We start from the raw sequence: 20,416 nt of genomic DNA on the forward strand, positions 1-20,416 counted from the left end.
GGCCGGTAATCTTAGCCATCTCATCGGAGTCAGCCAGTGCCTTGTCAGCTTCCTCATTTGCAGCAGCCTGTGCCTGAATAGCCTCGTCGAACTGGGACTCGCCCACCGAAGTGCTAACAGCTGCTGCTGCCAGGCGTGCCTGGTCGGCAATCTTGGCCTCGGCATCGAGAACTGCGTTGATGTACGGTGCCGCCACATCAGTGGAGTATTCCGATGCCAGCTCAACGCCTTCCACCACGGCCACACGCGGAGGCACGTCGGAGTTGTAGAACAGCTCCCAGGTGGAAAGACGCAAAATAGCACGGTCGACTGCTGGTAGACGGCGCAGCGGCCACTCCTCCGTCAGGTACGAAGAAATCGTCGAGTCGATACCGATAATTTCCGCAGCTACACCGCGCACGATCTGCTCGGTGTACTCCGCAATTGGGTTCACATCCAAATCGGGATTACGGACCATTTCCAGCCGCTCTTCAAGAAGCTTGACGACGTCGACGCCTCGCTGCTCGGCCTCAAATAGCAGATCTACCGCACGACGGCGCGCACGGTAGCGCGCGCCGTGGCGCTTGTAGTTAGGTTCGCGAACTTTCGCGGACTCCTGCGCATCCGGGGTCTCGACGGACTTGTGATCCTTTTCAGTCATGGATGTGTATGTATCGCTCTCAACAAAAGGGTGAACTAGATGAGGGAATTAGTGGTTGACGCGGGACAGGTAGGAGCCGTCACGGGTGTCGACCTTCAGTACGTCGCCGGTTTCGATGAACAGCGGCACCTGAATCTCAGCGCCAGTCTCCAAAGTTGCCGGCTTGGTGCCACCGGTGGAGCGGTCGCCCTGCAGACCCGGGTCGGTCTGCTCAACCTTCAGTTCAACCGAAACAGGCATTTCAGCGAAAAGAACGTTGCCCTCATGGAAGGACACCTGGCAGGTGGTTTCCGGAAGCAGGAACTTAGCACCCTCCGGCATCTGAGCGTCCAGGATGGAAATCTGGTCGTAGGTCTTGTCGTCCATGAAGACGTATCCTTCACCGTCGTGGTACAGGTACGTCATGTCGCGACGGTCGACGGTAGCAGTCTCAATCTTGACGCCAGCGTTGAAAGTCTTGTCAACAACCTTGCCGGTCAGAACGTCCTTCAGCTTGGTGCGGACGAATGCCGGACCCTTACCTGGCTTGACGTGCTGGAACTCCACGATCTGCTGAAGCTTATTGTCGTGCTTGATAACTAGACCGTTTTTAAAATCTGCGGTGGTAGCCAACTAAACTCTCCTGAAATTGTTAAAAAGCTCTCTGACGAAACCACGATACTCCGTATCTCATCGAGAGAAAAATAAAACGCCGTGATGTTAGGCCCGCGGTTTCGGCAGCTGCGTAATAATTTCCGGCTCGGTGTCGGTGATAATCAACGTATCTTCGATGCGCACACCGCCGAACCCCGGCACATAAATACCAGGCTCGATGGTCAACGTCATGCCAGCTGCCAACTTCCCCTTGCCGGTGCGAGCAGCAAATGGAGCCTCATGCACCTCAATACCGATTCCGTGGCCGGTGGAATGAACGAAGTGCTCCCCATAACCAGCCTTTTCAATAATGTCCCGGCATGCTGCGTCTACAGCCACAACATCAGCCCCTGGCACGGCCGCTTTTACGCCAGCCAGCTGGGCTTCCAGCACGACATTGTAAATCTCTCGGGCCTTCTCGTCTGCGAACTCCACCCCGGCAACAATCGCGCCGTCCAAATCTGACGACGTATTGTTCGGATCGTTTTCGCTTGACGACGTTCCCGCCTCACCGGCAAAGAGGGTACGTGTCATATCTGAGTTGTAGCCCCCGGCAAAGGCGCCAAAGTCAATAGTGACCAGGTCACCTGCCTCGATTACGCGATCTTCCGCCCCGTGGTGTGGCTTGGCGGAATTCGGGCCGCTCGCGACAATCGTGTCGAAGCTAGGCCGATCGGCGCCATGCATGCGCATGCGGTACTCCAACTCTGCGGCGACTTCGCGCTCCGTGCGGCCGGCGACCACGATGCCGTCGTGAAGCAAGTCCTCGAATGCGCAGACCGCGATGTCGGCGACATGGCGCAGAGCGACGAGTTCCGTATCGGACTTGACCTCCCGCAGTTTAGAGACGACGCCCGTAGTCGATACCAGCTCGAGTGCCTGTGGCCGGGCATCCTCTAGCTCTTGATAAGCGGCCATAGTGAGGAACTCAGATTCAACACCAAGACGCGAGATATCCAGCTTTCGGCATTGACCGACGAGTGCCACGCCGGTGTTGCGGGCGGTGAGTAACTCCACGTCCGGTGCCTGTTTGCCAGCCTGAACCGTATAGCGGCCGTCGGTGGAAAGCAGCGCTTCCCCACTGGCCGCAACAATCAAACCAGCATTCGAGCCGTGGAAACCTGTAAGCCAACCAACATGCGTCGGATCGACTGTGAGGAAACCGTCGCAGTCGTTGTCGGACAATGCGTCGATAAGAGCGGCTCGGCGGGCGGCGTAGTTCGTGGAGATATCTGTCATAGTTTCGTACTCACCCTTCTCAGTGCCATGGAATACCCATCAGTTCCGCATCCGACGATAACGCCCGCGGCAAGCGCCGACAGGTACGAGTGGTGCCGAAAATCCTCCCGGGCGTGAATGTTTGAAATATGGACCTCGTGGAAGCCCGCGCCGTCGGCAATTTCGGCAAGCGCGTCACGTAGGGCGACGGAGGTGTGTGTCAACCCCCCTGGATTGATAATGACTGGCCAACCGTAGTCGGCAGCTTCATGAACCCACTCGATGAGTTGACCTTCATAGTTGGATTGGCGGCAATCCACCACGACGCCAAGCTCCTTGGCTAGGGTGCGAAGTTCAGATTCGACATCGGCCAAAGTAGTGGCACCGTAAATTTCTGGCTGACGCTTGCCCAGACGATCGAGGTTCGGGCCGTTCAGAACAAGCACGGTCGGAATCGCCGCTGTGGCATCAGTTGCTGCGCGAAGAGAGGTCATGAGCGGGCTGACTCCTCCGATGCGGCGTGCCCATTGTTGCAGAGCAGTTCGTATGCACGCTCGAGGTCATCCATTCCCGGGCCTTCAAGACGGGCTGTTTCACCGGGGTTTTCTAGAATAACGAATCGGATCGCACCGTCGCGGTTCTTCTTATCCCTGGTCATCGCATCGTAGAGCTCGGTAAAACGACCTGTCTGGTAGGTCGTTGGCAGACCAATGGACTCTAGGATGCGACGGTGGCGGTCTACGAGTTCCTGATCAATATGTCCGGTGATCTTGGCCAGCTCGGCAACATAAACCATGCCTACAGCTACGGCATGGCCATGGCGCCAGCGGTAGTTTTCAAAGTGCTCAACGGCATGACCGAAAGTGTGGCCATAGTTCAGGATCTCACGGAGGCCAGATTCCTTCAGATCCTCAGCGACAACGCGTGCCTTGACAGCAATCGCGCGCTCGACCAGTTCTGGCAGGTCACCGTCAACATCGAGGCAGGCCTGCGGGTTTGCCTCGTAAAGATCGAGAATCTTCGTGTCCGCGATAAATCCGGCCTTGATAATCTCTGCCGAGCCCGCGATCAGCTCGGCCTTCGGCAAGGTGCGCAGGACATCAAGGTCACAGAACACCGCGGCAGGCTCGTGGAAAGCGCCGACCAGGTTCTTGCCGGCTGCAGTGTTGATACCGGTCTTACCGCCGACAGCTGCGTCGACCATGCCGAGCAGCGTCGTCGGGACCTGGATAACCTTCACTCCACGCATCCACGCGGCGGCGACGAATCCACCGAAGTCTGTAGCTGCACCGCCGCCAATCGCGATTACCGCGTCACGCCGGCCCAGACCGCGTTCACCAAAAGTGTCCCAAACTGTTTCAGCAACTGCGAGCGTCTTGCCCTCCTCCGCATCCGGAACCTGGATGCTAAAGGCGTCGACTCCTTTGTCCGCCAGAGCCTTGATGACGCCGAAGCTCAGCTCTTGAACGCTCTCCTGGTGAATCACCGCAACCTGGGAGGCAAACGTAGCGGCCTCCGCTATCTGCTCGGTGAGTCCATGCCCCATGGCTACCGTGTACGGGGATGGGCCTTCAACACGGATTGTGCGGGTTGAGTTCATTGTCAGTCCCTAGTCGTTAGCGTAAGAAATGTATGGAGTTGCTGGTTATACGGCAGTGATTAGCTGCCGCCTTTTAAGAGTCGCCAGTTAAGCCTCGTCGCAGGTTTCATCGAGGTAGCTGAGGATCTCGGCCACAACGCGCTGCGGGGAACGTTCGTCGGAACGCACCTTGAAAGTGGCTGCATCTTCGTAAAAAGCTCGGCGAGCCTCATAGAGCGCGCGGTAATGAGCCTCAGGGTCATCCGCCTGGAGCACCGGGCGCGAATTGTTACCCGCTGTACGACGGACCCCCTCTGCAATGCTGATCTCGAGGTAGACGACGTTATGGTCTGCCAGCAGGTCACGGGTCGCCTGCGAAATCACGGCACCACCGCCAAGTGAGACGATTCCGTCGTGGGTCAGAGCCTCCGCCACGATTTGTTCCTCGATACGGCGGAATTCCGGCTCTCCCAGCTCGGAAAAGACTTCCCCACAAGTCTTGCCCATGCGCTGTTCAATCATCTCATCGGTATCGGTGAGTCTTGTGCTCAATGCACGAGACAGTCGACGACCGATGGTGGACTTTCCCGATCCGGGCGGTCCGACAAGGACAATAGTAGGAACGGACATTCCCCTCGTTTTACCCTTCTTCGTGTGCGCGACTGTGGCGCTATTTCCAATCAAGGCGACGTCGAGTCTGCTCCAAGTAGCCCTCAACGTTACGCTTGGTTTCCTCCAGGCTATCGCCGCCGAACTTTTCCATCACTGCACGCGCCAGTACCAGCGCGACCATTGCCTCTGCGACAACACCGCCGGCCGGGACCGCGCAGACATCAGAGCGCTGGTGGATTGCGGTAGCTGCATCGCCGCTGGCCATATCGACGGTCTTCAGCGCACGCGGAACGGTCGAAATTGGTTTCATCGCAGCACGCACAACGAGAGGTTGAGCATTAGTCATGCCACCCTCCAGGCCACCGGCGCGGTTAGTTTCCCGATCCACGCCGTCGTCGGTACGCACCATTTCATCGTGAGCCTCGGTGCCACGGCGACGGGCTTCCTCAAAACCGTCGCCGATCTCCACGCCCTTGACGGACTGAATTCCCATCAAGGCAGCCGCAAGCTGCGAATCCAGACGGGCATCACCGGAAATGTGCGATCCCAGACCCACCGGCAGACCGTGGACAACGACCTCGACGATGCCACCGAGGGTGTCGCCCTGCTTCTTGGCGGCCTTGATTTCGTCAATCATCGACTCCTCCGCAGCTGCGGAGAATGCACGCACTGGCGACTCGTCAATCTTGTCCTGATCAGCGAAGGTCGGCAGTGGCCCCTCGCAGGGCTCCGAACGACCGATGGAAATAACGTGGCTGACAACTTCCACACCGAGAGTCTCACGCAGAATTGAGCGTGCCACAACCGATGCCGCCACACGTGCTGCAGTCTCGCGAGCCGATGAACGCTCCAGGATGTTTCGAGCATCGGTGTGGTTGTACTTCAGCATGCCGTTGAAATCGGCATGCCCCGGGCGCGGGCGGGTTAAGGTGGCGCCACGAGCTGTATCCAAAACAACTGGGTCAACTGGATCCGGGCTCATGACCTCAGTCCACTTGGGCCATTCGGAGTTGCCGACCATAATGCCAATCGGCGATCCCAGCGTCTCACCATGTCGAATGCCAGTCAGCAGGGTGACCTCATCAGCCTCAAACTTCATTCGCGCCCCGCGACCATAGCCGAGGCGGCGGCGTGCGAGGTGGCGTGATACGTCATCTGTAGTCAGGGGAAGTCCGGCTGGCGCGCCTTCTACGAGAGCGATAAGCGCTTTGCCGTGAGATTCACCCGCGGTAGTCCAACGAAGCATAGGTATCATAATGTCACGTTTGCCGTACTTCTTGTGCATTTGGGGGCATACAAGTTTCAAATATGCCCCAATTCATCGCCCCTGGTCTACCGCTTCAGGGGACTTGTAGGTACCCTCCGCTTATCCCCCACACAATGGCGGTTGCTGCAAGCATCGCAGGCCCATGAGGCACGCTCGCCGGTACAGGCGCTGTTTTTGCTTTACGACGGTCACCCCAGCCCCGCTTTCCCGCGGTGACTCCTGCCATGAGGAGAGTGAGTCCGGCAGCCAACAGAATTGCCACTGCAATCCAAATTGCTGTCGCCACTGGCTCGCCCGATACCAGACCGACACCGCCCCCGAGAATTGCTGCGAGCTTCACATCTCCAGCCCCCATAGAGCGTGGGTTGAAGATGAAGACTGCTACATAGAGGCCAAACCAGAGGCCTATTCCTGTTCCTATGGCTGCGACTGCACTGGCGAGATTGTCAGCCAAGGTGCTCTTTTGCTGGAGCACCATTCCAGTGGTTGCTATCAGACCCACTGCCCCTAGCACTAACCACCAGTTCGGTAGTCTTCGCCGAGTCACATCCAACCAGCAGCCAATACCGCCCCAGCCGAGTACAAGCATCACGACTAGGAAATAGAAAACCCGGTCAAGGTAGACCGGGTCAATCCTGTGCTGTCCAATCGGAGACAGCCCTATCTCAGTTATTCCCCACCCCATAACTTTGGGATTGTAACGGTTGTAAGCTAGTTCGGCAGCGCTGCACGCATCGCCTCGACATCGGGAGTGCGTCCAGTAAACTGCTCAAACTGTCCCACCGCTTGATGTAGCAACATGGACAATCCACCGACCGCCTGTGTCCCTCCGCGTTCCGCTGCTTTCACAAGTGGGGTTGGCCAGGGATTGTAAATGACGTCGAGAATCTTCGGTGCTCGAGCGAGGTAGCCAGCAACCGACTCAATTGCGGCTGACGGCACCGTAGAGACCAGCACGTCGGCATTACCAGCAATATCTGCCAGGTTTGGAACATCAAAAGTCACCCAAACAAATTCCATCCCCAGCGCGGCAGCTAATGGTTCAATGTCATATGCGCGCTCGGAGCGCGCTACCACGGTCACATGATTGACCCCCAGCTGCGACAGCGCCCAAAGTGCCGGCCGTGCTGTGCCACCGGCACCAACAACAACGGCGCGGCCACGTGGTGCGTTCGTGCAGTCTATCTCGCGCAGTGCTCCCAGTACGCCGTCGCCATCGGTGTTGTCGGCAAACCAGTCCGAATCGCGACGGACCAGAGTGTTCGCTGAACCTATGAGCCGTGCGCACTCACTGACTTCATCGGCGAAGTCCAGCGCGGCAAACTTGCCGGGCATCGTGACGGAAAACCCCTGGAAACTGGGGTCTGCGCCACCAACGACGTCGGCAAGCTCTTCGGCGTTGCATCGGATGCGGTCATAGTGCCAGTCATTCATTCCCGCAGCGCGGTAACCGGCGTTGTGAATAGCCGGCGAGTACGAGTGATCAATCGGATCTCCCAGCACGGCTGCGCGATGAGTTATAGGCATAGGAGTTCTACCTCTTAGCGGTTGGAATCCAGCACGCCATTGTTGCGTGACTCGTCGATAGCGGCCTCGTGCTCTTCGAAGGTCGTGCTAAAGACAGTATTTCCTTCCTTGTCCACCGTGACAAAGTACAGCCAGGTGCCGTCTGCCGGATTTTCCATGGCACGAATCGCCTCGATGGAGGGCGAAGCAATGGGGGTTTCCGGCAGCCCCTCCTTGGCGTAGGTGTTCCACGCGGTCTTTCGCGCGCGGTCCTCATCCGTGGTTGCGATTTCCTGATCTGGCAGGTCGTAGTTGACTGTCGAGTCGAACTGCAGCTGCATCGGTTCGTCGAGACGGTTGAGAATAACGCGAGCGACCTTATCGAAGTCGCCATCTGGGGCCTCCATCTGGATCAAAGAAGCTGCGGTAATCAGCTCGTATGGAGTAAGACCAACCATGTCCGCTGAAGCCATGAGACCCGTGTCCTCATAATTCTTCACCGATTCCTTGACCAATTTTGCCAGCATCTGTTCGGGCGTCTGCTGCGGGTCAAGGTGATGAATACCCGGCGTAATGAGTCCCTCAAGACGACGAGGGTCGTTGCCACGCGCAGCTACCGCGTCCCGTGCCCATTCTGGAACACCCAGCGCGGCCAAATCGGCCTCGCCAGCAGCACGTTCGAGATCGGCCTTGGACACGCAGTCATTGTCCTCAACACAAGTGGCCTCAGAAATAAGCGAGAAAATTCCCTTACGTACATCTGATGAGGACACAATGCGGGTATCGGCGAAACGGGCGCCAGTCGGAATGTCAACGGTACCGACCTGATTTTCCACATCCAGAAGAGCCTCGACGGTCTCGTCGGCCTTCATCCGCTGATGGAGTCGGTAGAAACCAGGCTGCAATTCACTTGAATGAGAGTTCTCATTCGCGGCCTGGATGAACGCACGGGAAGACTTGACGACGCCGCTTTCCACCAACTGGTTGGACAAATCAGTAAGTGACGTGCCTTCACTGACCTCAACAATCGTCAATGGACCCTCAGCTTTGCCATCGTAATCGTCAACAATGCCGCCACGATTCCAGACGAGGCCAATCACTCCGAGGACCAACACGCATAACAGGACAGAAGTTACATTGATTGCCACTGCCGTTTGGCGGTGACGAACTCGAGGCTTTGCCCCACCGCTGCGAGCACCAGCGCGGTCCCGGTCGGCACCGCCGCTATCAGTGCGGCGCGCAGTCTGCGCGTCTTTACTCATCAATAATCTCCTCGAATGCAGCTCACTCTCCCATCGGTATCAGCAAGGAGTCTTCCCATTCAGGTACGACACGCGACTAATAACGACTGGTGCGACATAGCTTTACGACGAAGTCGTAGCACTAGGTTGCATTGTAGGTGTGAATCGCCACTTCAACTTTTCAAATCCTATGCACGCGACAAACGTGCTTAGGTATTACACACTTAATAATTGCGCAAAGGTGGGTGAATTGTCACCTTTCGGTAACTTTTGTGTGCCCCTACTCGGTATTTTCGTCCAAAGCTTTTGCCCGTCTGTCCAACCAGGACTGCAGAATTTCTACTGCCGCAGCCTGGTCAATAATCTTCCGACCGGACTTAACATCAATACCTGCTGCGTGCAGTCGTGATTGGGCCATTACCGTCGTCATCCGCTCGTCGGCGTAATGCACTACGACTCGATCACCGAGTCGGCGCTGCAGCCGGAATCCAACGTCAGTAGCTTTCCGCGCAGAAGTCCCGAACGAGCCGTCGAGCATAAGGGGCATGCCGACAACAATCTCGACGACCTCAAGTTCAGTGGCAAGTTCCACGAGCCGGTCAATATCCGGCCCGTCAGGATCTTTTCGCCCCGTTGCTCGAGTGACTGTTTCAACCGGGGTCGCCAGGATACAGTCGGGGTCAGAGACCGCGACGCCAACGCGGACATCGCCGACGTCGATTCCGAGCCGTCGACCCCGACCAGGATCATCCTGACCGGGGGTATCAATACGGGGCTTAGCCATTGTTTACTGCTCTTCCGATAGCACAGCCGTTAATTGGCTACTTGGACAGTTCGGCCTCAACCGCGGCCAATGCTGCGTCGATTCCGGAAGCATCAGAGCCGGAGCCCTGTGCCATTGCCGGTTTACCGCCGCCCTTGCCGCCGACCTCAGCGCCCATCAGCTTCACCAAATCGCCGGCCTTAATACCGCGATTGACGGCTTCATCCGAAACCAAGGCCACAAACGGAACCTTGCCGCCAGCGTTGGAAATCAACGCAATGACGCTTGGGCGATCCGCAAGGCGCTTCGCCAAGTCATTAGCCAGCGAACGGATGTCCTTCATCTCCGTACCGTCGGGAAGCTTAAGGCCGAGGTAGGTGACATCGCCGATGGTGCGAGCGGACTCCAGGTGAGACGCGGCATTGGCCAGCAGCTGTCCGGCCTTGAAATCAGCGAGCTGCTTCTCTGCAGCCTTGAGCTTTTCAGCCAGTGCTGCAATGCGGTCTGGCAGCTCAGCAGAAGGAGCCTTGAATTCAGTGGCCAGTCGTTCAGCCAGGAGACGCTCGGTGGACAGGTAGCGGAAGGAATCCATACCCGAGTAAGCCTCAATACGGCGCACGCCCGATCCGACCGAGGACTCGCCCAGCACAGCTACCGGACCAATCTGCGAAGAATGCGAAACGTGGGTACCGCCACACAGCTCAATTGAGAACGGGCCACCGACCTCGACAACGCGGACGATGTCGCCGTAGTTCTCGTTGAACAATGCCATGGCACCAGCTGCCTTGGCCTCTTCCAAAGGCATCTCGGCAGTATTGACAGCCCAGTCGTTGTCGACAGCCTCATTGGTGATCTGCTCAATCTCACGGAGCTGTTCCGGTGTGAGCTGCTCACCGTACTTGAAGTCGAAACGGAGGTAGCCCGGCTTATTCATGGAACCAGCCTGAGTTGCAGTATCCCCCAGTACCTGACGCAGAGCACCGTGAATCAAGTGAGTTGCAGTGTGCGCCTGACGAGCACCGTGACGCCACTGCTCGTCGACCAAAGCTTCAGCGGAGACACCCGGAGTGAATTCACCAGCGGTGACAATGCCTTTGTGCAGCCACAGCTTCTTGCCCACCTTTTGAACATCGTTGATGTGGACCACAGCGCCGGAATCAGTCACGATACGACCACGGTCAGCCAGCTGACCGCCGGCCTCGGCGTAGAGCGGAGTGCGATCGAGGATAACCTCAATCTCATCGCCCTCTGCGGCAAACGACTGCTTCTGGCCATCGGCAATGATGCCAAGAATCGTGGATTCGTCGGCAAGCCGATCGTAACCAGTGAAGGACGTCGGGTGTTCATCGATGAACTCGCGGTAGACATGCAGGTCGGTGTGAGACTGCTTCTTTGCCTGGCTGTCGGCCTTTGCGCGCGCACGCTGCTCAGCCATCTCGCGATCGAATTCCTCGCGGTCGATGGTCAGGCCGGCCTCTTCGGCCATCTCGATGGTCAGGTCGATTGGGAAGCCGTGGGTGTCATGCAGGGTGAAGGCGTCGTGACCGGATAGAACGGTTTTACCCTCTGCCTTGGCCTTGGTGGCAGCACGTTCGAACAGCTCCTCACCGGCGGACAGAGTCTTGGTGAAGGTCTTTTCCTCGGCGACGGCGACGCGGCGAATACGGTTCCAGTTCTCCGCGATCTCTGGGTACGACGGGGTCATGGTCTCGGCCGCAATACCAATCAGCTTCTCCAGCACTGGACCGTTAGCGCCGAGCAGACGCGCAGAGCGGATGATGCGGCGCAGCAGGCGACGCAGGATATAGCCACGATCGGAGTTCGAGGGGGTGACACCGTCGAGCATCAGCATCAAGCCGGTGCGGCTGTGGTCGGCGATGACGCGGAAACGGATGTTGTCCTGGTGGTTGGAGCTGTACTTCGAACCGGTGAGCCGCTCAGCTTCGTCGATAACCGGACGCAGCAGATCGGTTTCGTAGACGTTGTCGACACCCTGTAGCAGGAAAGCAACGCGCTCGATGCCCATACCGGTATCGATGTTCTTCTTCGGCAGTGGGCCAAGAATCTCGAAAGAGTCCTTGCCTGTTCCTTCGCCACGCTCGTTTTCCATGAAGACGAGGTTCCAAATCTCGATGTAGCGATCCTCGTCCGCCTCTGGGCCACCGTCAGCACCGTACTCCGGGCCGCGGTCGTAGAAAATCTCTGAACACGGGCCACACGGGCCAGGCACACCCATGGACCAGTAGTTGTCCGCCATGCCTCGGCGCTGAATGCGCTCTTCCGGCACACCAACCTTCTCGTGCCAGATGTCATGGGCCTCATCGTCATCGAGGAAAACCGTCACCCACAGCTTCTCAGCCGGGATGCCAAAGCCGCCGTCCTCAACAGCACCAGTCAGAAGGCTCCATGCATGAGTGATGGCACCTTCCTTGAAGTAATTTCCGAAGGAGAAGTTACCCGCCATCTGGAAGAAGGTGTTGTGGCGGGTGGTGATACCCACCTCTTCAATGTCCAGTGTGCGCACGCACTTCTGAATTGAGGTCGCGGTGGAGAAGTCCGGAGTCTCATTGCCGAGGAAGTAGGGCTTGAACGGCACCATGCCGGCATTAACGAACAGCAGGTTCGGGTCATCCAAAACCAGGGAGGCACTGGGGACCTCGGTGTGTCCCGCCTTTACGAAATGCTGGATGAAGCGATTTCGAATTTCATGAGTCTGCACGGTGTTCTACTTCCTCGTTTCACGTCGAGCGTCCGAGATGTTTAATACAAAACTAGCAGTCTACCCGCTCGGTTCGAGCAACTTTAAAACCACCCCACCGGCACCCCGTAGATTCCGACCGATCTCGCCTACTTCGATTTCCGGCGGCTCCCCCGGATAATTCGGCGAATGCGTCCGAGGTATTCAGCCATGCCGTTTTCACGACCGTGATTGGATGGGACGAAATAATCAGTGCCCACCAACTGATCTGGTGGATACTGTTGGGCGACGACACCCATGGGGTCATTGTGCGGGTAGATATAGTCCACCGCGTGACCAAGGTCCTTAGCCCCGCTGTAATGTCCGTCCCGCAAATGTGGTGGCACCGGTCCGGTCTTCCCGGAACGAACATCCTTCAATGCCCCGTCGATTGCGCTTATGACCGAATTCGACTTCGGTGCTGTTGCCAAGTGAATCGTGGCCTGCGCCAGCGTCAGCCGGGCTTCCGGCATCCCTATCAAGGCAACTGCCTGCGCCGCGGCGACGGCGGTTTGCAGAGCTGTCGGGTCGGCCATACCGATGTCTTCGCTGGCCAGAATAACGATTCGGCGGGCAATAAACCGAGGGTCTTCCCCACCCTCAATCATCCGCGCCAGGTAATGCAGGGCAGCATCGACATCAGATCCGCGAACGGACTTAATAAACGCGCTGGTGACGTCGTAATGCTGGTCGCCGTCGCGGTCATAGCGAACCACGGCTCTGTTGATCGAATTGGCAAGCGACTCAGCGGTAATCTGCTCACCATCGGCGACGGCTTCTGCGGCTGCCTCGAGGTACGTGAGGGAACGACGAGCATCACCAGCTGCCAGCGCAATGAGCTGTTTACGTGCATCGTCTGTCATACTGACGCGACCATTCAGGCCGCGCTCATCGGTAAGTGCTCGATCAATGAGCGTGCCGACGGCTTCGTCGTCCAGTGACTGCAACTGCAACAGCAGTGACCGACTGAGCAGCGGGGACACCACTGAGAAGGATGGGTTTTCCGTCGTTGCCGCGACGAGAAGGACAATCCGGTTTTCCACGGCACCCAACAGGGCATCCTGCTGGGTCTTGGAAAAACGGTGCACCTCGTCGATGAAGAGCACCGTTTGAATGCCCTGGTTAACGAGTGTGCGACGAGCAGTATCGATAACCGCACGCACTTCCTTCACTCCTGCATTAAGCGCGGAAAGCGCTTCAAAGTGTCGTCCAGTCGCCGCGGAAATCAAACTGGCGAGAGTGGTCTTGCCAGTTCCGGGAGGGCCAAACAAAATAACGGAGGTGTCGCCGCCACCTTCGACCAGACGGCGCAACGGTGCTCCGGGGGCTAACAGGTGGTCTTGACCAACGACTTCATCGAGGTTTCGCGGTCGCATCCGAACCGCCAACGGCGCGTGTGCACCTGGGTGAAAGTAGGCGCTCGCATCGGAGTTCAGGCCAGTGCTTGCTGGCCCCGCACTCCGACCTTGGCTCTTGGCCGCTGTAGGTCCGGCGACCGAAGGCTCGTCGAAAAGCCCTGGAGCGTCATCGGCGGAGCCGTTTGCACCGCCTGACGGCAGCTTATTCGGATCCGCCACGTGTGCCCTAGCCTTCCTCTTGCTCTAAGAAATCGATGACTGCATGCGCGAACTGTTCCAGCTCGTCGGCACGATCGTCCTCACACTTATGGGCGAACTGTGCAATCGCGCGAGCCGTGTTAGCCATGTCGCGCCGCTCCAGTGCTGAGCCGCCAACTTCCGGCTTCAGGTCCGTGCGTCCTTCATGCCCCACCCACAGCGCTTGTTTTGGAGAACCGAAGAAGGAAACCGTTGCGGAGATGAAAAACCAACCGAGCAACGCCGCAGCGATGAACGCCATCAAACGGCGGTCGCTCGTGCCGCGATACCAATGGTCACGAATCTCTTCCATCCAGGCACGGACAAACACGTCGACCTCTGCCTCCGATGGACGCTCCACGAAAACGTGCAGCGGGAAGCCTGCGACGACGCTGGCCACGTCGAAGATGACATCGCGGTAACCAGCCCACTCATAGTCGAGGAACTGGACCTTATCCGCCAGCAGAATGTTGTCCGGGGCGAGGTCAAACGGAGTAAACGCCCTATGCGTGCCCTTCTCAATTCGACGAGCAGCATCCTCACCGAAAGAGCGCACAGCGTCGGGAACAGGAATGCCGGACCCCTCGACAGCTCGCATACCAAAGCGAATCCCCGACACAATGCCGTGGTCACGCGCCTCGAGAGCCTCGCGATCGACCTTGTTCTTCACCCACATACGACGACGCAGGGTCTCAAATCCCTCTTCACGAGTATGCGTGTGAATATGCATCCGACCCAGCGAAGCGCCGAGGCTGCGGAATGCGCGCAATCGTCGCTCTTCATCGCCACGAAAGAGTACGTCCGCAAGAGTGTCCACGACACCGACGTCGCTGAGAACCAATAGCTGCTTTGAAACATCGTAAGCAAGAAGCTGAGGCCCCGGGCGGACGTCGTCAGGCAGTGTATTGATGAACTGGTACGCCACGACTTCCCGTAAAACGGCGGGATCGACGCCTTCAGTCGTCGTAGGAATTTGCTTTACGACGACCGTGCGTTCCTGCATAAAGGGATTTGTGGCGACCCGTACGCGGACAACAAGAGCGTTTGACTGACCTGTAAGTACTTCTGGATCCGACAACACTGGAGTGCCGCCGAATCGTGCGGAAAGCAGTGTCTCTGCATCTTTAACTACGCTGTCAACTTCTGCTGCAGCGTCGTCCGAGTACTCCATTGAATGCCCTTTCAATGAGCCAGTTTCAGTCAGGCGATACGGATGTTGCGTTGTGGCCAGTACCGCCTTGGTTAGGAGGAATTGGCGCCACTCGCGCTGTTCACGCTGGAGTGGCAGATCACATTCCTCGCAATGTGATTTCTTTGTTTACTTGCTGTCGCCTGCGTCGGCTGCTGCCTTAACGCCGTCTGCCTTCTGCTTTGGCTTCGGCTTGAAGTCGATACCGGTCTCCTTGCGCTGCTGAGCGGTAATCGGAGTCGGGGCGTCAGTCAACGGATCAACGCCGCCACCGGACTTCGGGAAGGCGATAACTTCGCGAATGGAGTCAACGCCGGCCAGCAGGGAAACGATACGGTCCCAACCGAATGCGATACCACCGTGCGGCGGAGCGCCGTACTGGAAGGCATCCAGCAGGAAGCCGAACTGCTCCTGTGCCTCTTCCTCGCCGATGCCCATAACATCGAAGACGCGCTTCTGGACATCTGGGCGGTGAATACGAATGGAGCCGCCACCAATTTCGTTACCGTTGCAGACGATGTCGTAGGCGTAAGCCAGTGCGTTGCCAGGATCCTTGTCGAAGGTATCCATGTGCTCTGGCTTCGGCGAGGTGAAGGCGTGGTGCACAGCAGTCCACTGCGAGTGGCCCAGGGCAACGTCACCGGAAGCGGTAGCGTCGGCAGCCGGCTCGAACAACGGTGCGTCGACGACCCAGGTGAATGCCCAGTCGCCTTCCTTGATAAGGCCGAGCTTCTTGGCAATCTCTCCACGAGCAGCACCCAGCAGTGCACGGGAGCTCTTAGCGTCACCTGCAGCGAAGAAGATGCAGTCACCCGGCTTCGCGCCTACGTGCGCCGCGATGCCTTCACGCTCTGCGTCAGTAATGTTCTTGGCAACCGGGCCGCCCAGAGTGCCGTCCTCCCCAACAAGGATGTAGGCCAAGCCCTTTGCGCCGCGCTGGCGGGCCCAATCCTGCCAAGCGTCGAGCTGACGACGAGGCTGCGATGCGCCACCGTCCATAACAACTGCACCGACGTAATCGTTCTGGAAGACACGGAAAGTGGTGTCCTTGAAGAACTCGGTGCACTCCACCAGCGGAATGTCGAAGCGCAGGTCCGGCTTGTCAGAACCGTACTTCTCCATGGCCTCCTTGAAGGTCATGCGTGGAATCGGGGTCTGAACAGTGACACCGGCCTCGGCGAAGATAGCAACCAGAATCTCTTCTGCCAGCGCAATGACATCGTCCTGCTCGGCGAAGCTCATCTCAACGTCGAGCTGAGTGAACTCCGGCTGGCGGTCAGCGCGGAAGTCCTCATCTCGGTAGCAGCGGGCGATCTGGTAGTAGCGCTCCATGCCAGCGACCATAAGCAGCTGCTTGAACAACTGAGGGGACTGCGGCAGTGCGTAGAAAGTGCCCGGCTTCAAACGAGCCGGCACCACGAAGTCACGAGCACCTTCCGGCGTAGAGCGAGTCAACGTCGGGGTCTCGATTTCGGTGAAGTCGTGGCTGTCCAGCACCTTACGGGCTGCGCGGTTGACAGCCGCACGGAGACGCATAATCTTGGCCGGGCCTTCACGGCGTAGGTCTAGGTAGCGGTACTTCAGGCGGGCTTCCTCGCCGACAGTGCCAGAAGTTCCAACATCCTCGAGCTGGAACGGCAATGCCGCCGACTCGTTGAGGATGGTCAGCTCCGTAACATTGACCTCAATTTCACCCGATGCCAGGTTCGGGTTTTCGGAGCCCTCCGGGCGCTTCTCAACGACACCGGTGACCTGAATGCAGTATTCGCTGCGCAGGTGGTGTGCACGCTCAGCAACTTCGCTGTTGCGGAACACAACCTGGGCGTAACCGGAGCGGTCACGCATGTCGATGAAGATCACGCCACCATGGTCACGGCGGCGTCCTACCCAACCGGTCAGGGTTACTGTGCTGCCGGCGAGGTCAGCGCGGAGGTCTCCGGCAAGATGCGTACGAAGCACTGCGAATTGGTCCTTCCAAAATTGGTGCTATAGGGATTAACGCTGTGGATAGCGGTTTCGTCCGTGTAGTCTACCTTGAAGCCAGAAAGGTGAGAAGAAGACCCCGGCTATTTTGCTTATTACCGGTCATCGCCTTGGGCCTACCTCGGGCTTCATGTACTCACTTAGACAAAGTTCTCCGTAGATCCTGACGTTGATTTACATGCGGATACTATGACGCAGCGCTATTCAATGGCCCGTTTTCCGCACCTTATGCAATAGTCTTACTCCTATGACCTTCCGGAATGACTTCCAAAAGAGCTCGGCTCGTGCCGAGCGACGCTCGGGTGGTGGCCGCGCTATCGCCGTAGGCGGTGGCGGTATCGGCGGCCTTGTCCTCATCGGCCTGTACTTACTTCTCGGCGGCGACCCGGGACAATTGGGACAGCTGACAGGTGCCCAGAACAACCAGTCCTCGCAGACTGCACAGCAGTCCCCTGGCGAGGATCCCTGCAAGACCGGCGAAGATGCCAACAGCCGCATCGATTGCCGGATGGAATTCACCGGTATTTCGGTCGACCGAGTCTGGGAAGAACAACTCCCCGCACAGGCCGGCATCGAGTACACGAACCCAGGCTTAGTCCTCTTTGAAGGCTCCACTCAGTCGGGCTGCGGCGCAGCGTCCTCGTCCACCGGCCCGTTCTACTGCCCCGCCGATCAAACGGCCTACTTCGACACGGAGTTCTTTAGCACCCTGGAGCGCATGGGCGGAGGCAACGGACCGCTCGCACAGGAATACGTCGTGGCCCACGAATTCGCCCACCATATCCAAAGGTTGGAGGGCACACTCGGCCGCAGTAACTACAACGAACCGGGCCCCGATTCCGACGCTGTAAAGATCGAGCTGCAGGCCGACTGCTACGCGGGTATCTGGGCTCATTACGCGGACAAGGGGCCGGACGCAATCCTCGAACCGCTTTCCGACGAGCAAGTTGCCGATGCCCTCAAAACTACGAAGGCCATTGGCGATGACACCATCCAGCAGCATTCCGGCGGTGGTGTTCAACCGGACTCCTGGACCCACGGCTCGGCCGAGCAGCGTACGAAGGCATTCCTCACCGGCTACAAGTCAGGAAAGATGTCTCAGTGCGACACTCTCGAGCGCGGCGTCTACAGCTAGACTCCGCACTTAACAAATGCGCGTTTCCTAGATGCGCGACTGCAACTCCTGAACCAGTGCATCTAGGGCGACTGCGTGCTGCTCGTGGGACTCAAGGTTCTTCAGCTGAACCTCGCCCGCGGCCAATTCAGACTCGCCGAGGACCAACGCAAATCGGGCTCCAGCGCGATCGGCACCCTTCATCGCGCCCTTCAGACCGCGGCCGCCGTAGGACATATCTGCGCGGATACCCGCTTGGCGCAGCTTATTGATCTGCACCGCCATAGCGTGAGCGGCTTCTTCACCGAGCGCAACACCATACACATCGACGCGTCGACCATCGCTGGCATGCTTGCCCTCTGCTTCCAGTGCGAGCAGCGCGCGATCCACACCCAAACCAAAGCCAATTCCAGACAGCTCTTGGCCGCCTAGCTGCGCCATCAGCCCGTCGTAGCGACCACCGCCGCCGATACCCGACTGAGCACCAAGGCCGTCGTGAACAAACTCGAAGCACGTCTTGGTGTAGTAGTCCAGTCCGCGCACCATTCGAGGATTGATGACATAGGGCACCTTCATGTCATCCAACAGTCCAGTCACAGCTTCAAAGTGACCGCGAGCGCTGTCAGAAAGGTGGTCCAGCATCAGCGGCGCGTCGGCAAGCATTTCCTGCATTTCCGGTCGCTTATCGTCGAGGACGCGCAGCGGGTTGATGTTTGCACGGTGGCGCGTTTCCTCATCCAGAGGCAGGTCAAACAAGAACTCCTGCAGCTTAGCGCGATATTCAGGGCGGCAGGTGTTGTCGCCAAGGCTTGTCAGTTCAAGGCGGAAGCCTTCGAGTCCGATACCGCGGAAGCATGCGTCGGCAAGCGCGATGACTTCAGCGTCCAGCGCAGGATCATCGACGCCGATTGCCTCTACGCCCACCTGCTGCAACTGACGGTAACGGCCTGCCTGCGGGCGTTCATAGCGGAAGAATGGCCCCGCGTAGGAAAGCTTGACCGGCAACTGACCGCGATCCAAATTGTGCTCAATGACCGCGCGCATCACGCCCGCGGTACCCTCCGGGCGCAGGGTGACGGAGCGGCCGCCGCGGTCGGCGAACGTGTACATCTCCTTGGTGACGACGTCCGTCGATTCACCTACGCCACGTGCAAAAAGCCCGGTGTCCTCGAAAATTGGCAGCTCAATGTGCTCATAGCCCGCAAGTCGTGCGCGGTGCTGGAATGAGTTTCGCACCGCCTCGAATTCGCGGGAGACCGGCGGGACGTAATCCGGCACGCCCTTGGGCGCGGAGAATGGCTTCAACTTCTTTGGCTTCTGGCTAGAGTTCACCCCGCTAACTCTACCTGCCAACTCTCACGAGGTGTCAGCCAGGCTAGGTGAGGTTTTGCAGGAACGGGTTGGTCGCGCGCTCCTCGCCTATCGACGATGCGGAGCCATGGCCCGGAAGAATCATGAGGTCATCCGCCAGCGGGAGGACCTTATCCTTCAACGACTGCTGCATGTGCTCCGGACTACTGCCCGGCAAATCTACGCGACCGATAGCCCCCTTAAAGAGGACGTCCCCGCTGAAGACAATCTCATCTTCCCCATCGGAAGCGCGCAGCATCACGCATCCCGGAGAGTGACCCGGAGCGTGAATGACTTCGAAATTCAACCCTGCCCACTTTACTTCGTCGCCATCCTCGAAGAAATCGGCTTCCGTATAAGCCTGCATAGAATCGATGTCAAAGAGGTGTCCGAAAGAAGAACCGCCGAGCTTCGGATTGGCCAGCAACACATTGTCGCTTTCGTGAATGAAGACGGGGATATCCCAGAAGTCGGAGGCCTCCGCGACATCGCGGACATGGTCGATATGACCATGGGTCAGCAGAATTGCTTCCGGCTTCCAATCTCGCTTCTCAACCTCGCCGCGTACTACCTCGAACGCCCCCATGCCCGGGTCAACAATGACGCATGGGGTGGACAGGCCGTCCATTTCCGGAGCGCCTGTTGCCACGTAGCAGTTGGTCTGAAAAGGGCCGGCTGCAAAACCAAATATCTCCATGGCGCTCCATTGTAACGATTGTGTACAGCCCCCGGCAGGCTATTTGCGCCTTCCAACAACGGGAAGAGAGCACCTTTCCCCTTGCTCGTTGGCCTGTCATCTCGCAAATGGGAAGCAATCCCGGGCATAATGGTCGATTGTGTACGCGACGGTGACCGACTGAGCTGTTACTTCAAATGCGGTCACTATCAATGGGCAAAATCGTCCGCTGGTGTTCCGTCACCAGCAATAGATGACTAACAGATACGGAGAAAGACTAGTGGCCAATAATGAGCAAAGGCGCAAAGATGCG

The 20,416-nt window shown here is 58.1% G+C and carries 17 protein-coding genes and 1 pseudogene; 1 reads left to right on the plus strand and 17 read right to left on the minus strand.

The window, feature by feature from the left end:
- Positions 1-118: 118 nt before the first annotated feature.
- From nusB to aspS, 15 genes and pseudogenes are all read right to left on the minus strand, one after another.
- A pseudogene (nusB, locus tag CRD13_RS00885) lies at positions 119-640 on the minus strand (transcription antitermination factor NusB); the annotation flags it as partial.
- Positions 641-688: 48 nt separating this feature from the next.
- Complete coding sequence (gene efp, locus CRD13_RS00890) at positions 689-1,252, minus strand: elongation factor P (protein ID WP_016422706.1); 564 nt, start codon at positions 1,250-1,252, stop codon at positions 689-691.
- Between the two features lie 87 nt (positions 1,253-1,339).
- A complete protein-coding gene (locus CRD13_RS00895; protein ID WP_016422705.1) occupies positions 1,340-2,512 on the minus strand; it encodes a Xaa-Pro peptidase family protein in 1,173 nt (390 codons plus the stop codon).
- Positions 2,509-2,985: a type II 3-dehydroquinate dehydratase gene (gene aroQ / locus CRD13_RS00900; RefSeq protein ID WP_069358703.1), complete on the minus strand. Its 477-nt coding sequence runs from the start codon at positions 2,983-2,985 to the stop codon at positions 2,509-2,511. The genes CRD13_RS00895 and aroQ overlap by 4 nt, the downstream gene beginning before the upstream one ends.
- Positions 2,982-4,091: a 3-dehydroquinate synthase gene (aroB, locus tag CRD13_RS00905; protein ID WP_069358704.1), complete on the minus strand. Its 1,110-nt coding sequence runs from the start codon at positions 4,089-4,091 to the stop codon at positions 2,982-2,984. Before aroB ends, aroQ begins: the two co-directional genes overlap by 4 nt.
- 87 nt (positions 4,092-4,178) lie before the next feature.
- A complete protein-coding gene (locus CRD13_RS00910; RefSeq protein ID WP_048731844.1) occupies positions 4,179-4,700 on the minus strand; it encodes a shikimate kinase in 522 nt (173 codons plus the stop codon).
- A 40-nt stretch (positions 4,701-4,740) separates the two neighbouring features.
- Positions 4,741-5,928 (minus strand): chorismate synthase, encoded by a 1,188-nt coding sequence (gene aroC / locus CRD13_RS00915; RefSeq protein WP_180802971.1) that lies wholly within the window; start codon positions 5,926-5,928, stop codon positions 4,741-4,743.
- Between the two features lie 94 nt (positions 5,929-6,022).
- The gene (locus tag CRD13_RS00920; RefSeq protein ID WP_049190770.1) at positions 6,023-6,634 is read right to left on the minus strand and encodes a prepilin peptidase; all 612 of its coding nucleotides are present in this window, start codon (positions 6,632-6,634) and stop codon (positions 6,023-6,025) included.
- Positions 6,635-6,660: 26 nt separating this feature from the next.
- Positions 6,661-7,476, minus strand: coding sequence for a shikimate dehydrogenase (locus CRD13_RS00925; protein ID WP_187401172.1), 816 nt, complete (start codon positions 7,474-7,476; stop codon positions 6,661-6,663).
- 14 nt (positions 7,477-7,490) lie between these two features.
- Positions 7,491-8,717 (minus strand): endolytic transglycosylase MltG, encoded by a 1,227-nt coding sequence (mltG, locus tag CRD13_RS00930; RefSeq protein WP_070602568.1) that lies wholly within the window; start codon positions 8,715-8,717, stop codon positions 7,491-7,493.
- A 259-nt stretch (positions 8,718-8,976) separates the two neighbouring features.
- Positions 8,977-9,480 (minus strand): Holliday junction resolvase RuvX, encoded by a 504-nt coding sequence (gene ruvX, locus CRD13_RS00935; RefSeq protein WP_049193736.1) that lies wholly within the window; start codon positions 9,478-9,480, stop codon positions 8,977-8,979.
- 37 nt (positions 9,481-9,517) lie between these two features.
- A complete protein-coding gene (alaS, locus tag CRD13_RS00940; protein WP_187401173.1) occupies positions 9,518-12,178 on the minus strand; it encodes an alanine--tRNA ligase in 2,661 nt (886 codons plus the stop codon).
- Between the two features lie 128 nt (positions 12,179-12,306).
- On the minus strand, positions 12,307-13,632 hold the full coding sequence (locus CRD13_RS00945; RefSeq protein WP_224433708.1) for a replication-associated recombination protein A: 1,326 nt from the start codon (positions 13,630-13,632) through the stop codon (positions 12,307-12,309).
- Positions 13,633-13,780: 148 nt separating this feature from the next.
- On the minus strand, positions 13,781-14,962 hold the full coding sequence (locus CRD13_RS00950; RefSeq protein WP_016422694.1) for a phosphotransferase family protein: 1,182 nt from the start codon (positions 14,960-14,962) through the stop codon (positions 13,781-13,783).
- Between the two features lie 147 nt (positions 14,963-15,109).
- Complete coding sequence (gene aspS / locus CRD13_RS00955) at positions 15,110-16,939, minus strand: aspartate--tRNA ligase (RefSeq protein ID WP_016422693.1); 1,830 nt, start codon at positions 16,937-16,939, stop codon at positions 15,110-15,112.
- Between the two features lie 271 nt (positions 16,940-17,210).
- Here aspS and CRD13_RS00960 point away from each other — a divergent pair, with 271 nt between their 5' ends.
- Positions 17,211-18,098: a neutral zinc metallopeptidase gene (locus CRD13_RS00960; RefSeq protein ID WP_016422692.1), complete on the plus strand. Its 888-nt coding sequence runs from the start codon at positions 17,211-17,213 to the stop codon at positions 18,096-18,098.
- Between the two features lie 27 nt (positions 18,099-18,125).
- On the opposite strand, the gene hisS is transcribed toward CRD13_RS00960, so the two are convergent.
- Both hisS and CRD13_RS00970 read right to left on the minus strand, forming a co-directional pair.
- A complete protein-coding gene (hisS, locus tag CRD13_RS00965; protein WP_070549606.1) occupies positions 18,126-19,409 on the minus strand; it encodes a histidine--tRNA ligase in 1,284 nt (427 codons plus the stop codon).
- A 43-nt stretch (positions 19,410-19,452) separates the two neighbouring features.
- Positions 19,453-20,124, minus strand: a complete 672-nt coding sequence (locus tag CRD13_RS00970) for an MBL fold metallo-hydrolase (protein ID WP_070549607.1) — start codon at positions 20,122-20,124, stop codon at positions 19,453-19,455.
- Positions 20,125-20,416: the final 292 nt, after the last annotated feature.

The organism is Corynebacterium sp. LK26 (assembly GCF_014335085.1).
Lineage (GTDB): Bacteria > Actinomycetota > Actinomycetes > Mycobacteriales > Mycobacteriaceae > Corynebacterium > Corynebacterium jeikeium_D.